Source organism: Alcaligenes sp. GW821-FHT11D07, from assembly GCF_058808495.1.
Genome location: NZ_JBXART010000003.1, coordinates 240,845 through 256,463 on the forward strand (window position 1 = coordinate 240,845; position 15,619 = coordinate 256,463).

Annotated in this window: 13 protein-coding genes; 5 read left to right on the top strand and 8 right to left on the bottom strand. The window is 56.7% G+C overall.

The window, feature by feature from the left end; translation table 11 throughout:
* The first annotated feature begins 15 nt into the window (after window positions 1–15).
* The 4 genes from mgtA (at window position 16) to gltX (ending at window position 6,083) form a co-directional block, all read left to right on the top strand.
* On the top strand, window positions 16–2,718 hold the full coding sequence (mgtA, locus tag AC1RSM_RS14125) for a magnesium-translocating P-type ATPase (RefSeq protein WP_492933179.1): 2,703 nt from the start codon (window positions 16–18) through the stop codon (window positions 2,716–2,718).
* Window positions 2,719–2,851: 133 nt separating this feature from the next.
* Window positions 2,852–3,931 (top strand): sensor histidine kinase, encoded by a 1,080-nt coding sequence (locus tag AC1RSM_RS14130; protein ID WP_492933180.1) that lies wholly within the window; start codon window positions 2,852–2,854, stop codon window positions 3,929–3,931.
* A complete protein-coding gene (locus tag AC1RSM_RS14135) occupies window positions 3,928–4,569 on the top strand; it encodes a response regulator transcription factor (protein WP_492933181.1) in 642 nt (213 codons plus the stop codon). Before AC1RSM_RS14130 ends, AC1RSM_RS14135 begins: the two co-directional genes overlap by 4 nt.
* Before the next feature lie 104 nt (window positions 4,570–4,673).
* On the top strand, window positions 4,674–6,083 hold the full coding sequence (gltX, locus tag AC1RSM_RS14140; RefSeq protein WP_492933182.1) for a glutamate--tRNA ligase: 1,410 nt from the start codon (window positions 4,674–4,676) through the stop codon (window positions 6,081–6,083).
* Between the two features lie 741 nt (window positions 6,084–6,824).
* Here gltX and AC1RSM_RS14145 read toward each other — a convergent pair.
* The 6 genes from AC1RSM_RS14145 to AC1RSM_RS14170 form a co-directional block, all read right to left on the bottom strand.
* On the bottom strand, window positions 6,825–8,216 hold the full coding sequence (locus AC1RSM_RS14145; protein ID WP_492933183.1) for an amidohydrolase family protein: 1,392 nt from the start codon (window positions 8,214–8,216) through the stop codon (window positions 6,825–6,827).
* Window positions 8,217–8,232: 16 nt separating this feature from the next.
* Complete coding sequence (locus AC1RSM_RS14150; protein ID WP_492933184.1) at window positions 8,233–9,618, bottom strand: nucleobase:cation symporter-2 family protein; 1,386 nt, start codon at window positions 9,616–9,618, stop codon at window positions 8,233–8,235.
* A 133-nt stretch (window positions 9,619–9,751) separates the two neighbouring features.
* Window positions 9,752–10,558, bottom strand: coding sequence for an alpha/beta fold hydrolase (locus AC1RSM_RS14155; protein ID WP_492933185.1), 807 nt, complete (start codon window positions 10,556–10,558; stop codon window positions 9,752–9,754).
* Window positions 10,555–11,622: a Rieske 2Fe-2S domain-containing protein gene (locus AC1RSM_RS14160; RefSeq protein ID WP_492933186.1), complete on the bottom strand. Its 1,068-nt coding sequence runs from the start codon at window positions 11,620–11,622 to the stop codon at window positions 10,555–10,557. Before AC1RSM_RS14160 ends, AC1RSM_RS14155 begins: the two co-directional genes overlap by 4 nt.
* Window positions 11,623–11,653: 31 nt before the next feature.
* Window positions 11,654–12,409 carry an SDR family NAD(P)-dependent oxidoreductase gene (locus AC1RSM_RS14165; protein WP_492933187.1) on the bottom strand — a complete coding sequence of 252 codons (756 nt, stop codon included), beginning with the start codon at window positions 12,407–12,409 and terminating at the stop codon, window positions 11,654–11,656.
* Window positions 12,410–12,449: 40 nt separating this feature from the next.
* Entirely contained in the window at window positions 12,450–13,424 is a 975-nt protein-coding gene (locus tag AC1RSM_RS14170) for a PDR/VanB family oxidoreductase (protein ID WP_492933188.1), read from the bottom strand.
* A gap of 116 nt (window positions 13,425–13,540) precedes the next feature.
* On the opposite strand from AC1RSM_RS14170, the gene AC1RSM_RS14175 reads away from it, so the two are divergent.
* Window positions 13,541–14,446, top strand: coding sequence for a LysR family transcriptional regulator (locus tag AC1RSM_RS14175; protein WP_492933189.1), 906 nt, complete (start codon window positions 13,541–13,543; stop codon window positions 14,444–14,446).
* On the opposite strand, the gene AC1RSM_RS14180 is transcribed toward AC1RSM_RS14175, so the two are convergent.
* Both AC1RSM_RS14180 and AC1RSM_RS14185 read right to left on the bottom strand, forming a co-directional pair.
* Window positions 14,421–14,969 (bottom strand): YaeQ family protein, encoded by a 549-nt coding sequence (locus tag AC1RSM_RS14180; protein WP_492933190.1) that lies wholly within the window; start codon window positions 14,967–14,969, stop codon window positions 14,421–14,423. The two genes, AC1RSM_RS14175 and AC1RSM_RS14180, sit on opposite strands and share 26 nt — an antisense overlap.
* Window positions 14,970–15,046: 77 nt before the next feature.
* Window positions 15,047–15,559 (bottom strand): hypothetical protein, encoded by a 513-nt coding sequence (locus AC1RSM_RS14185; RefSeq protein WP_492933191.1) that lies wholly within the window; start codon window positions 15,557–15,559, stop codon window positions 15,047–15,049.
* Window positions 15,560–15,619 lie beyond the last annotated feature (60 nt).

Sequence of the window (15,619 nt, forward strand, 5' to 3'; positions counted from 1 at the left end):
CACCAGGAGCATTTCATGAGCATTCAACAACACCGTCCGCCACTGCGCTCAGTGGATCACGACGCCCGTCTGCGTACGGCCAGCGAATCCGGGCTTAGCCTGGAGACGACTCTGGCTGCCGTGCAAGCCAACTTGAACGGCCTGACCGACGCCGAAGCATTAAGCCGCCTGACCGAATACGGCCCTAACGAAGTCGCACGGGACAAGCCCGCCCACGCCTTGATTCAATTGGCCCTGGCGTTCAAGAATCCTTTTATTGCCGTGCTCATGGTGCTGGCTGCCGTCAGCGCCGTGACCGATATTGTCTTGCCCCTGCGCTCGGGAGAGGGCGCTGACTACACCGGCGTGCTGATCATTGTCATTATGGTCACGCTCAGCGGACTGCTGCGTTTCTGGCAAGAATATCGTTCAGGCAAAGCCGCCCAGGCGCTGAAAGCCATGGTGCGCACGACAGCCAGCGTACTGCGCCGCTCTACCGTGTCCAGCACCTCCATCCTGCGCGAAATCCCCATGAGCCAGATTGTTCCTGGCGATATTGTGCGCTTGTCCGCAGGCGACATGATTCCGGCTGATCTGCGCTTGATAGAGTCGCGCGACTTGTTTGTCAGCCAGGCCGCTCTGACAGGCGAAGCCCTGCCCGTTGAAAAGTACGATGTCTTTAGCGCCGTCAGCAGCAAAAGTGCGACGGCATCCAGCGCACAGGACGGCGTGCTGGAACAGAACAATATGTGCTTTATGGGCACCAACGTGGTCAGCGGAACCGCCACGGCTGTGGTCGTTGCCACCGGTGCCAAAACCTATTTTGGTTCGCTGGCCAAAGCCATTGTGGGTTCGCGCGCCGAAACCTCCTTTGACCGTGGCGTGAACAGCGTCAGCTGGTTGCTGATCCGCTTCATGCTGGTCATGGTGCCAATCGTGCTGCTGATCAATGGTTTTTCTAAAGGCGACTGGACCGAAGCCTTCCTGTTCGCACTGGCGGTGGCCGTAGGGGTGACCCCGGAAATGCTGCCCATGATTGTGTCCTCCAACCTGGCCAAAGGCGCCGTGGCGATGGCCAAAAACAAGGTGGTGGTCAAACGTCTGAACGCGATCCAGAACTTTGGGGCGATGGACGTGCTGTGCACCGACAAGACCGGCACCCTGACGCAAGACCGCATTATTCTGGAACACCACCTGGGCCTGGATGATCGCAACAGCCCCCGTATTCTGGAACTGGCCCTGCTCAACAGCCTGCATCAGAGCGGCGTCAAGAACCTGATGGACCAGGCCGTGCTGCGTTTTGCAGAAAAAACACCCGCTGCCCGCCAGGCCATTGGCTCTTACCGCAAGATTGATGAACTGCCTTTTGACTTCATCCGTCGTCGCCTGTCGGTGGTGGTGCAAGACACCCAGGGCGACCAGTTGATGGTGTGCAAAGGCGCAGTGGAAGAAATGCTCAGCATTGCTACCCACGTGCAAGACGGTGGCCAACGCCTGCCGCTGGACACCGAGCAGCGCGCACGCCTGTTCAAACTGGCGCATCGCTATAACTCAGACGGTTTCCGTGTCCTGCTGATCGCCACCCGCACTATTCCTGCTGATCAAGCCAAGAGCCGTTATGAAACTCAGGACGAGCAAGGCATGACCGTACAAGGTTTGCTGACCTTCCTGGACCCACCAAAAGAAAGCGCAGCACAAGCTATTGCAGCCCTGACCGAGCATGGGGTCGCCGTCAAAGTACTGACAGGCGACAACGAAATCATTACCGCCAAGATTTGCCGTGAAGTTGGCCTGGAGCCCGGCACGCCCTTGTTGGGCCCCGAAATCGAGGCCATGCAAGAGCCCGACCTGCGTTGCGCCGTGGAGCGTCATTCTGTATTTGCCAAGCTCACGCCTTTGCAAAAATCGCGAGTCCTGAAAGCCTTGCAGGCCAATGGCCACACCGTCGGCTTCCTGGGCGATGGTATTAACGATGCCCCTGCCCTGCGCGATGCCGATGTGGGAATTTCAGTTGATAGCGGCACGGACATTGCCAAGGAGTCCGCTGACATCATCTTGCTGGAGAAAAGCCTGCTGGTGCTGGAAGAAGGCGTCATCAAAGGCCGCGAGACCTTTGGCAATATCATCAAGTACTTGAACATGACTGCCAGCTCCAACTTTGGCAACGTGTTCTCGGTGCTGGTGGCCAGTGCTTTCATTCCTTTTTTGCCCATGCTGGCCATTCACTTGCTGATTCAGAACCTGCTCTACGATATTTCCCAACTGGCCTTGCCTTGGGACCGTATGGACAAGGACTTCCTGCGCAAGCCTCGTAAATGGGATGCCAAGAATATTGGCCGTTTCATGATCTGGATTGGGCCCACCTCCTCCATCTTCGACATCAGCACCTTTGTCTTGATGTGGTACGTGTTTGGGGCCAATACGCCTGAACTGCAGTCGCTGTTTCAGTCCGGCTGGTTTATTGAAGGCTTGCTCTCGCAGACCCTGGTGGTTCACATGTTGCGTACGCAAAAAATCCCCTTCATCCAAAGTACCGCCGCTTTGCCCGTGATGTTAATGACGGTCCTGATTGCCGCCGTAGGGATTTACCTGCCCTTCTCCGGCGTGGGTGCCATGGTCGGCTTGCAGCCTTTGCCTTGGGAATACTTCCCCTGGCTGGTGGGCACCTTGCTGGCCTACTGCCTGGTCGCTCAAGGAATGAAGACGCTGTACATCCGCCGCTTTGGCCAGTGGTTCTAAACCCCTGATGCGTCGGCCCCAGAAAAGTGTTTCCGGGGCCGACGCATCGGACCTCATCCTTGCAGAAGGGAGCCGGGTATATGATGGCCACACCGAGGGCACGATCCTGCTGCCCGGCCCATCCCTAAAAGACATGAAATCACCCGTTAGCTTTTTATCGAGCAAAACGTACCGAGCCTTGGCCCTGACCGGCATTTGCATCTTGATGGCCCTGGTCTTTATTGCCGACACCGTCACCAACTATGCCATCGCAGCCGCCGTGTTTCACACGCCGCTGCTGCTAATCGCCATTCGTTTTTTATCGGCCCGGCAGGTCGTTGCACTGACCACCACCAGCATGGTGCTGACCGTGGTCAGCTTTGTGCTGACTCGCGCGGGTGACTACGACGTCGGTTTGGTCAATACCGGCATCAGCATTATTGCGATTGCCATCACCTCCTATCTGGGCCTGAAGCTCAAATCTGCCCAGGCAGCTGCACACGAAACACGCGAGCATTTGCTACGTTTGTCGCGCCTGACCACACTGGGCCAGTTAAGTACCTCCATTGCCCATGAAGTCAGCCAGCCTTTGGCCGCAATCAATACCAGTGCTGGTGCGTGCCAGCGCTGGCTGGAGGCCTCGCCTCCCAATATAGAAAAGGCCCAGGCGGCTGCACGCCGTATTGTGTCCGATGCCCAGCGTGCCAAGGATGTGCTGGACCGGGTGCGCAGCATTACCCGCAACGAGGCCCCCACCAGCAGCGCCTTTGACCTGAACCAGGCACTGACCGAACTGCTTACCCTGTCGGGTGGCGAGATGCAGCGCAACCATATTGATCTGCGCCTGGCCTTGCAGTCGGACTTGCCACCCGTCTATGCCGACCGGGTACAGATTCAGCAGGTCATGGCCAATTTGCTGCTCAATGCGATCGAGGCCTTATCCCCCCCCTCGGACTATCACGCCGCCCATATCACTGTAGAGACCAGCCTGATGCCGGGTGACAAGCCCCAGGCAAACAAGGTGCTGTTTTCTATTAAAGACAATGGCCCCGGCCTGTCCGGCGCGCAGCTATCCCAGCTGTTCGATACTTTCTGGACAACCAAAGCCAGCGGCCTGGGACTGGGCTTGACGATCAGCCGCACCATTATTGATGCTAATAACGGCCATATCTGGGCCACTGACCAAGCGGATGGTGGTGCTGCCTTTCATTTCACCTTACCTTTAGCGCCATGACAGACAATCTGGACTCCCCACAAAACACACCGACGGTCTACATCATTGATGACGACCCCTCCGTTCGGGCTGCGCTGGATGACTTGCTGGCCAGCGTAGGCTTGAACGCCATCAGCTTCCCCTCTACACGCGACTTCCTGGCTTTTCCCTTATCGGATGACCCTGCCTGCCTGGTGCTGGATGTGCGCATGCCCGAGCAAAGCGGCACGGACTTTCATTTGCAGATGGAATCCCGTGGGCTGCATATGCCGGTGATTTTTATCACCGGGCATGGCGACATTCACATGGCAGTCAAAGCAATCAAGCATGGGGCCTGGGATTTTCTGACCAAACCCTTTGTGGATCAGGCCTTGATTGACGCTGTGCAGTCCGCACTGGCGGCCGATGCCCAGCGCAAGGAGGAGGCGAAAACCCGGCTGACCTTACAGCAGCGCTGGGACAGCCTGAATGCGGGCGAGCGCGATGTGTTTGTACGCGTGGTGCAAGGTTTGCTCAATAAGCAGATAGCCGCCGAGCTGGATGTGAAGGAGGTCACCGTGAAAGTGCGGCGGGCTCGTGTGATGCAAAAAATGCAGGCCGGATCGCTGGCAGAGCTAGTGCGTCAGTTCGATCAGTTGAATATCGAAACAGGGCATTAAGCCTGCTGTACAAGGCGGTTCCATCCTGGTGGGCAGGCTGAGTTAAAATACGAAGATTCGGTCCCGTATGCGGGCTTCCACAAGGTCAAGGCCACACACAAGTTATGAGCACGTCTACTTCCAACGTCATCCGTACCCGTTTTGCCCCCTCGCCCACCGGTTATCTGCACCTGGGCGGCGCACGCACGGCGCTGTTTTCCTGGGCATTTGCCCGCCATCATCAAGGCAGCTTTGTGCTGCGTATTGAAGACACGGATCTGGAACGCTCCACCCCCGAAGCGGTGCAGGGCATTCTGGACGGCATGCAGTGGCTGGGTCTGGATGCAGACGAAGGCCCGTTCTATCAAATGCAGCGCATGGACCGTTACCGCGAGGTCATCGCCCAGTTGCTGAAGGATGGCCATGCCTACTACTGCTACAGCAGCCCAGAAGAAGTAGAAGCCATGCGCGAGAAAGCGCGTGCCATGGGGCTGAAGCCACGCTATGACGGCACCTGGCGTCCGAAGGCTGGCAAAGCGTTGCCTGCCATTCCTGCGGACCGCAAGCCAGTGGTGCGTTTCAAGAGCCCGCAGTCGGGCGCGACCAGTTGGGACGATTTGGTCAAAGGCCGAATCAGCTTTGACAATAGCGAGCTGGATGATCTGGTGATTGCACGTCCTGACGGCACACCCACCTATAACTTCTGCGTGGTGGTGGATGATTGGGATATGGCCATCACCCATGTGATTCGTGGTGATGATCACGTGAACAACACCCCACGTCAGATTGTGATCTTGCAAGCTTTGGGCGCGACGTTGCCCGAGTACGGTCACGTCCCCATGATTCTTGGCCCTGATGGCGAAAAACTGTCCAAGCGCCACGGTGCGGTCAGCATCATGGATTACGACAAGGATGGCTATCTGCCCGAGGCCATGATCAATTACCTGGCTCGTCTGGGCTGGAGCCACGGTGATGATGAACTGTTCACCCGCGAACAGTTGGTGGAGTGGTTTGATACACGTAATCTGAATAAATCGGCTTCGCAGTGGGACCCCAAAAAGCTTAATTGGGTGAACGCTCATTACATCAAGGCCAGCGACAATGCGGATTTGGCCGAGCGTGTGGCCCCCCGAATTGAAGCCTTGGGTGGCAAGACAGATGGTCAGGATTTGCCTGGCATTATGGGTTTGCTCAAGGATCGTGCGGAGACCCTGAATCAGTTGGCCGAGGGTGCACTCTTGTTCTGCCGTCCTTTTGAACCGGCCAGTGATGAGTTGCTGTCCGAGGTCATGACGCCTGAAGCGCGTGCTTTGCTGCGTGATTTTGCCAGCAAGGCTGTAAGCCTGCCGCAGTGGAATACAGAAAATCTGGCGGCCTTGATCAAGGAAGTGTTAGCCCAGCATGAAGTGAAGATGCCCAAGCTGGCAATTCCTTTGCGTGTGGCTGTGACGGGTCAGAAGCAGACGCCTGCGGTGGATGCGGTGTTGGCTTTGGTGGGCCGCGACAAGGTATTGGGGCGTTTGGCTGGGTTGTAATGTAGTTACTGCATTTACAGCTTATGAGGGCATCTCTTTGGAGGTGCCCTTTTTATTTATTTTTTTGCTTGTGGCTGGGGTGTGTTTTTTAAGCATAGGGATGTCCAGGGAGCGTCTGGATGGGGTAATGGGCATGTCTTGAGTAAAGCTGGAGGCAAATGAGGCCGTCGTTCCAAGGGATGGTGCTCAGGCGGGGCTGATAGCTTGCCGGTGCTGCGCACCGGTTCCCTTGTCGAGCGCTTACTACGGGCGCGACCTTAACTCCGGGGGTGACCGGTCCCCCGGACCAGTCACAAGCGCCCCCGTCATACAGAAGGTCGCTTGCATCCCTGCGTAATCCCTCGCCAGCGGCAAACTATCTGACTCGCCCTGCCTGAGCACCACCCCCTGGAACGACTCAGTAAGTCCTCTGACTCAAGAGCTTGCTTCAGTAACTTGCTGATCAGGATGGGGCCTGACTCGGAGAGAGGCCAAGGCTGTTATTTGATGAAACAGGGTCAGTGATTTCGGTGACTTGGTGACTTTGTCATTCGGGTACTGAGTGGCTGTGGCTGTGGCTGTGGCTGTGGCTGTGGCTGTGGCCATTAGCATGCGCTTAGCGATGCGCTTAGCGATGCGCTCAGAATATTTAGTGCCTTGTTGGTTTTAGTTTTTCGAATTATCTTTCAAACAGAATAGGCAAAGGCCCAGGGGCTTGCCCCTCGGCCTTTGTTCCTCTCCCCCTACTTTTTGTGTCGGCTTTTAGGCGGCTACCAGGCCCGCCGATTTCACGAGTCCCAAGCGTTTGATCAGCGCGGTGCAATGTTCTCTTGCCTTAGCGACGACTTCTTCTTTAGACACGCACAGGCTCTCGCCTTTTTCGTAGATGATTTGGCCGTTCACCATCGTCATGGTGACGTCACGGCCGCTGGCACAGTAGACCAGGCTGGCAACAACATCGAAACAGGGGCTTAAGTGCGGCTGGTCCAGGTTCACCAAAGCCATATCGGCCAATTTTCCGGTGCTGATCTGCCCTGCATCTATGCCCAACATTTCAGCCCCACCTCGGGTAGCTAGCCAGAAGGCGTCTTGGGCATTGCTGGCTTGCGGGTCCAGGCGAGCCAGACGCTGTACATAGACGGCTTGGCGCATGATCTGGAACAAGTCTACTTGGTGGCCTGCCGCACCATCGGCACCCAGACCAATACGTACACCCGCTTCCAGCAGTTCTTTCAAGCGGATGGGGCCTGATGCCAAGTATTCGTTGGACATAGGGTTATGGGCGATGCTGCACCCGGCCCGGCCTGCACGTTCGATTTCATCGTCGTCCATCCAGATGGCGTGGGCAAATCCGGCTCGTTCATCCAGCCAGCCTTGTTCGTCCAGCCAGCGGAAGGGGCGTGCGCCGTAGGCTTTTTGAAAGATGTCCGGATCTACGGGCGCTTCAGAGCAGTGGGTTTGCCAGCGCACATCAAACTTGCGAGCCATCTCGGCGGAACCCAGCACCAGGTCCAGGTCGTTGTAGATGATGTTGATGGGCGATGGCCAGATCTGAACTCTCCCCTGCTCCCAATGGCTCAGGCATTGCTGCATGGTGTCCAGCTCATGTTTGACGCTGTGGCGAAACAAAGTATCTTGCAAGCCGTTATCACGGGCAACGGGGGTGAAGGGGCCGAACATGCCGCGCGCCACGATGCCACGCAGGCCGGTATCGTGCAGGGCCTGTGCCACAGCGATCGTGGTTTCAGGGTCTGCGGGGGCGTAGTGGTTGTCCAGTACGGTGGTGATGCCGGAGGAGGCTGCCTCGAGCGCTCCCAATTTCACGGCCGCCAGGGCTTCTACTGGACGAATATCCGCAGCCAATGGCAGCATGAATTCCCCCAACCATTGCCACAGGGCCATGCCATCCCCCAGCCCGCGCCCGGCCAACTGGAACAGATGGTTATGCGTATCGATTAAACCGGGAATCAGCGCTTGTTGGGGAGCATGGATGGTTTGTTTGCCCTGCCAGTGCTGCATGTCCTGGGCCGCGCCTACGGCACAGATTCGATTTCCCGATATCGCCACCACACCGTTTTCGATCACCTCGCTGTGGTCGTTCATGGTGACCACTTTGCCAGCGTGAATCACGATATCGCACAATTGGTTTGTCATTGCCTCTCTCCTTTCTTTATCCTTGCGGAGTCACCCGCACAACGCTCAAGGGCGCCTCTTCTTGTGTTTCAGTCACGACTTCCTCGGTATGACGGCCACTGGTTCCGTTAAAAAACAGGTTCAGCAGCACGGAAGAAATCACGGTTAACAGTACCCCGCTATGAAGCAGTGGAATCAAGTATTCCGGGAACTGATCAAAGAATGTTGGCGCAACGGAGGGGATCAAGCCAACGCCCAGGCTGATCGCAAAGATAAAGGTATTGTGCTTATTGTTCTTGAAGTCCACGGTCTGCAAAATCCGCACGCCCGACGCAGCAACCATGCCAAACATCACGATGGCAGCGCCCCCCAGTACGTAGTGCGGCACTAGAGCCACAACATGCGCGATACGCGGCACCAGTCCCAGCACAATCAAGATCAGGCCCGCGACCAGACAGACGTAACGGCTACGGACGCCGGTCACGCCAATCAGGCCGATATTTTGTGCATAGGAGGAATACGGAAAGGTATTGAACACCCCCCCTATGACAGCTCCCAGCGCATCAGCCCGCAAGCCACGAGCAAAGTCGTCGTGACTCAAAGGACGATTCAAAATCACGGCCAGTGCATAGAACAGGCCAATGGCTTCCACCATAGTCACAATCACGACCAGCAGCATGGTGAAGGTGGCACTGAAGGAGAAGGTCGGCATGCCGAAATGAAAGGGGGTTACCAGCTCCAGCCAAGGCAGTTCATCCAGACCTTGAACCGTCACCTTGCCCATCAAGACCGCCAGCAGCATGCCCGCTGCCAAACCGGCCAGAACAGCAATACTGCCAAAAAACCCCCGCCCAAAGCGGGCAACCAGCAAGGTCACCAGCAGTACTACCCCCGCAATACCTAAATAAACCAAGCTGCCAAAGTCCTTGGCGCCGTGCCCGCCTCCGGCCCAAGTAATGGCAACCCCAAACAGCCCGACCCCCAGCGATACCAGTGTGGTGCCGGTAACCAAGGGCGGAAAAAGCCAAAGCAGTCGAATGATGAGTGGCACCATCAGCACGGCAATAAAACCAGCCGCAATAATGGCGCCGTAAAGGGCGGGCAAGCCCATGCCAGGGGTCATGCCGATGGCGATCATGGGGGCAATTCCGGCAAAGGAAATGCCCATCATGACCGGTAGCCGGATACCTACCCAGCGCCCTGCCCCCATGGATTGAATGATGGAAATGATCCCACAGCACAGCAAGTCTGCATTGATCAAAATGGCAATGTCCTGCTGGCTCAAACCCAAGGCGCTACCCAAGATCAAGGGGACAGTCACCGCCCCCGCATACATGACCAGCACATGCTGTAAACCAAACAAGAAAGAGCGTCCGACAGGCAGCCGCTCGTCAATACTGTCCTGAATCTGACGGGTATTCATAGGTTTGTCTCCTCATCTTTTTCCCGTTACTTTTCTCAGTACATCTGGCAGCGGCGCGTCCCCCTTATTACCTGTCCGTGCCGCCAAGATAAATGCCCCTGCAGGCACACGGCCCAGGGGCAAGCTCAATCCATCACACCGTCAGAAAATCCTCCAAATAAGCGGCAACAGGTCCTGGTGCTTCTAAGGGCAATAAGTGACCTGTGTCCGGCAGTTCGTGCAGGCCCGCCGGATACCGTAATCGATCTTGCATCTCTTTCATGACGGACAGCCGCACAAAGCTGCGTTCACCATGCAATAACAAGGTTGGACAACGCAGCTCCTCCAGCCGCGCCCAAGCATCATCATTGCGAAACGGCCAACGCGTCAAAAAGTACGGATCGTGCCGCCGCTGCCACAGGCCTGCCGCCACCTGATTGACGGACTCATACGCGAAGTGCTGCAACAAAGGCTGCGGCGCTTGCGGGTTGGCTTTCCCCTCGTACTCCAGCACAGCATCACGACTGGGGAAATTCCCCGGACGTGGCATGACGTCGTGCTCACTTTGCGCAAAACTGGGCTCCACATCCAGCACAGCCAGGCGGCGTACCCGTTCCGGATAACGGGTCGCGTATTCCAGGCCAACCAAGCCCCCCCAGGACAAACCGGCCAGATCGTACTGAACCTGTCCCAAGGCCTCCAACAGACAAGCCAAATCCTGCACATGCGCAGCTGTGGCGTAGTCTTGCTGACTGCTCCAGTCACTCAAGCCATGCCCGCGAAAATCCAGGGCAATGACTGCGCGATTTTCCGCCAGAGCACAGGCCACTTGATGCCAAAGTCCTGCATGGCCAGTGACACCATGCAGCAGCACCAGGGGCACCGGTGCGCCGCGGATAACGCCGTACTGACGGGCATGCAGCAAGCCCGCAGCGCCTTGCACGTAGATGGAGTGGTTCATCGCAGACTCTCGACCTGCGCGACCAGGTCATTGAGCCAGCGGCGATACTCCACCGTGACAATATCTGCGCCCCGCACCGGTGTCTCGCGCTCATGGGGCAGATCGCCTTGCAGATTGATCCAAACCGGACGCTGCGACTCGATGATGGGTTTGTCCTGCCCCAGCACCTCGTCCTCAAAGTCCATGAAGAAATCATCGTACATAGGCTCGATACCAAAATCGCGAGCCTGCCACCAGAAGCTGCGCGTGGTGAACTCATCCACCGGACAGGCCGCCATCAGCAGCACATAGCGCTTGCCGTTGGGAAATGTACGTTTCAAGTGCACGGTATGGGGCATGGTGACGTGATATTCGTTCACCGGCTCAATCAATTCTTCTTCTATGCCCAGCAGTTTTTTCTTCAAGCCTACACCGGGCTCTTTGACGCCGCTGCGATCAAAGCGCAGCACGTGATCTTCACGCCAAACTTTGACCGGCTCCACCCGAGGATTGTCCCGGCTGCCAATCGTGCCATCGTGTACATAGGCAAAGTGGCTGAAATCCACAAAATTTTCCAGACGGCGTGGCGAACTGGTGCGCCAGTCATACGTACGCCCCTGCAGAACCCGATAGCCAGGATCATTCATTTCTGGAAAGACCGGAACCGGCATTTGCGGAGTTTCCAGCGCCACCCACACAATGCCGCCAGACTCAGTGACATTGAAGCGTTTCACATTCACCTTCATGGCACAGGTCAGTTCTTCCCGAGCCGGGATGCGCACACATTCGCCTTGCGCATCAAAGCGCCAGCCATGGTAGGGACACTCGATGGTGGCATCGACAATCTCGCCCAAAGCCAGATTGGTGCCTTTATGCGGGCAACGGCTATCCATGGCCACCAGTTCATCATTCAAGCGCGCCAGAACCAGGTCCTGGCCCAGCAGTCGTGCGCCAAACGGTTTGTCCAGCACCTGACTGCTATAGGCCACGGGATGCCAGAAATGCGCCAAGGCGCGATACAGGGAATTGCTTTGTTCCTGGGGATGGCGGGCCTGGATCATGGGCACCTCATTCATGACTGTCATGACTTACTCCTGATAATTCCAGCTGATCTGTTTACAGAAAATGCGCGCCGCCGTTCACCAGCAGGCTCTGCCCCGTCACAAAGTCCGAACCGCTACCCAGCAGGAACAGGGCAGCACCCACCATGTCCTCCGGCTTCTGGGTACGTTGCAGGCAGCGACCAGCAACGGTGCGCCGATCAGCCTCGTCCCCCTGGGTCGCAGTAATACCCGCGTCCGGGATCAAGTCCGGGCACAGCGTATTGACCTGGATATTGAAGGCCCCCACTTCGCGCGCCATGGCACGGCTTAAGCCCACCACGGCGGCCTTGGAGGAAACGTAATGCAAGAAATTGGGCACCCCCTTGTAAGGAGTGTTGGACGACACATTAATGATCTTGCCGCCCCCTTGATTCTTCATGGCAGGAATCACGGCCTTACAGCATTGCCACAGCCCCCGCACATTGATGGCGTAGCAGCGGTCCCATTCTTCCGCCGGAATATCCATCAGTGAACCAAAGGTACAGCCCCGGAAAAAGCCCGCGTTATTGATGATGCCGTCTATAGAACCAAACGCCTCCAGCGCGGCCTGGGCCATTGCCTGGGTGTCATCGTTATTGGACACATCCACTTTGACCGCAATCGCCTGGCCCCCCTGATCTCGATATTGCTGGGCCTTATCACTTAAATCACCCAGGTCCGCCATCACCAGGTTTGCGCCGTGTTCGACCAAGGCATCGCAGTACGCCAAACCGATCTGGCCCCCGGCCCCGGTGACGATAACCGTCCTGCCTTTCAATGAAGCATTCATTTTCCTGTCTCCTCCGTATATGGGCGTGTTCGCCCTGCTCTTATAAATCCAGCGTCAAGGCCTCGCCGCGGCAGCGGGAGACACAAATCATCATGCTTTCGGATGCGACACGCTCTTGTTCGCTTAATACGTGATCGCGATGATCGGGTTTGCCGTCCAGCACTCGGGTTTCACAAGAGCCGCAAATTCCTTCGCGGCACGAGCAATACACCCGTATGCCCTGATCCAACAGACACTCCAGAATGCTGCGACCTGCCGGGACGGTGATAGACCCGCCCGTGCGGGCCAAATGAACAGTGAACGCGCTGTCCTCGCCTTGATCCGTCACCACTAGAGGGGCAGCGGCGAAATACTCGAAGTGAACCCGCTGATCGGGCAAATCGGCACAGGCCTGCTTATAGGCTTGCAACATGCCCGCTGGCCCACAGCAATAGAAATGGCTGCCCTGACTTTTATAAGGAGTCAGTGCGGCTTCCATATCCATGCGTGCGCCCTGCATTTCATCTTCGATCAGCACCTCCAGCCGTCCCAGCCCCTGGCTATTAGCGGCTAGGAGTTCAAGCTCGTCCAGAAAAGCGGCTCGGCTACGACTGCGCACACAGTAAAAAAGGTGCCAGGGCTGGCCCAAGGCTTGCAGGCGTTGTGCCATGGCATGAATGGGCGTGATGCCTATGCCACCTGCCAGCAAGACGCTGATAGCAGGCTGCGTTTCATCCAGCTTGAACAGATTGCGCGGTTCTGAAATTTCCAGAACATCGCCCACGTTCAAGCTTTGATGGACGGCACGAGAACCACCCCGGCTGGCCGGGTCCAGGCTGACACCAATTCGGTATTGCCCTTCGTGGCTACCCGCCAGCAAAGAATATTGCCGGACCAGACCACCGGGTAAATGCACATCGATATGCGCCCCCGCCTCCACTGTAGGAAAGCGGTTTTCCTGTGGGCAGAGCTCCAAAGAACGGATGCCCTCTGCCTCGATGCGTATGCTGCGTATCCAGGATTTCATGGTGCTCATGCCTCCTTTTTATTATCTGACCTTGGCAGCCCCCGCTGCGGTCTATGAAAAACATTTAAGCACCCACCATTTGATAAAACAATTGAATTTATTTGATTTATTAGTAAGATAATCTGATGAATATAACGCTAAGACAACTTCGTGCTTTTGTCGCGGTAGCGGAGGCGGGTCAGTTCACCCAGGCCGCACGCAATCTGCATGTGACCCAGTCCGCATTAAGCATGTTGATTCGAGAACTGGAATCCCAGACTGGCCTGCGGCTGTTTGATCGGCATACCCGCAAAGTGGTGCTCAGCGAGCCCGGACAGGAGCTGCTAGGCACAGCGCGGCGTGTTCTGGCTGAAGTAGAAGAAGCTGTGCGTCATTCCAAGGAATTGACCAGTCATCAGCGGGGCCGGGTATCCATTGCCAGCGGTACCGTGCTGTCTTCCAGCCTGTTGATTCCTTTTATTGCGCTATTCCAGCAGCGTTACCCCGGCATTCGGGTGGAATTGCTGGACATGGCCGAGCAAGACATCAGCCGGCGACTGGAACAAGAACCTATTGATTTTGGTCTGGGAACGGACTGGAATCGCCCGGACTCTATCGAGGCACATCCAGTGATGCAGGATCAGTATCAAGCGCTGCTCCCAGCGAATCACCCTTTGACGGCCAAACCGCAAATACGCTGGCATGATCTGGCCGCACACCCCTTTATTGCCTTGTCCTCACAAAGCCCCTTGGGGCAAGCCATCCAACGGCAACTGACCGCCTTGGACATACGCTTTGCTCAGGTGCATGAAGTCTCTTTGCACACGACGGTGCTGAGTATGGTGCGACATGGGCTGGGGCTGGCGATTTTGCCCGCCAATACGCAAAGCCTGCCCGAGGCCGTGCAGATTATTTTTCGCCCCTTGAAAGCGCCGGTGTTGCCGCGGCAAGTCAGCCTGCTGCAGTTGCGTCAGCGTTCGCTGGCACCCGCTGCTACTTTATTTCGCAGCGAGCTGCTGGCTCATATCAAGCGGCAGCATTCAGGTGGCTGATCTCAACCGTGGCTTCGCCCTTTTCACTGCTGGCCCAAACCGTGCCGTCTTGCACGTTCAGGTTGATGGTCATGCCACGCTCGGCCAAAGCGGCCAAGGCATCCGTGCCGGCCACATCCAAGGCATAGACCTGTAGATTGCGCACGCGGGTCAGTTTGTCTTTAATGCCATTCCACCAAACGGATACGTTGCGGCCGTAGGCCACGACGGTCACTTTCTCTGCCCGCCCACAGGCCTTGATCAAACGCCGGTCATCCGGCAATCCCACTTCCAGCCAATGCAGCAAATTACCGCTCAGATCGTGTTCCCACAAAGCGGGTTCGTCTGAATCGCTCAAGCCGCGCGAAAAACTCAAGGCTTCATCAGCCTGCACATACAGGCCATACGCCAGCAAACGCGCCATCAAGCGCTCTTCTGTCTCGGAAGGATGACGGGCCAAAGTCAGAGTATGACTACCGTAGTAGGCGCGATCGTTATCGGCCACATTCAGTTCAACTTTATAAATCGTCGCGCGCAAAGCCATGGAGCGTCCAGCAAAAGAAACAGACAAAAAACTGGCCGCCCCCAGGACGGCCAGGAATTATTTCAAACCAAAGGTGATCAGAAAGGCAGTCGGTAGCCAGGCGACATTTTAGTCAGGCGGTAAGTGGTACCACCTTGATCGCGCAACACCAGATTGCGAGCGCTCAGGCTAACGATGTTGTAATGGTTTTGGTAAATAGGATCGCCCGGCTCGGTGGTGACACCATTGGATTCCTGGGTGCTGATCATCAGATCATTCCCTTTACGCGACCAGCAACCGCTTTCGCTCAGCCCTTGAGACGGTTTGTTGGGCCGTTTTACCTGTTCGGTATAGGCCATCGTGCCGTCTGCTTGCAAGGTGAACAACGTGCGCAGTTCACCGACCACGCCTTTTTGCCTATGCTTGCTAAGCCAGTTACCGGCCAGCTGATCGCCCGCTGCGGCAGGCTGACATGCAGGATGCACTGGCGCTGCCGCCACTGGCGGTTTCGCAGGTTCTGGGGCTGGTGATTTAACTGCGCAAGCGCTTAACAGCACTGTAGCCAACACAGCGACCCAGGAAGTGCGCCGCAGGATATTCGCCTTCATCATAGAAACCCGTCCTTCATGCTTACAAACCGACCCACTACAGGCCGCCGAATCCTGAATATT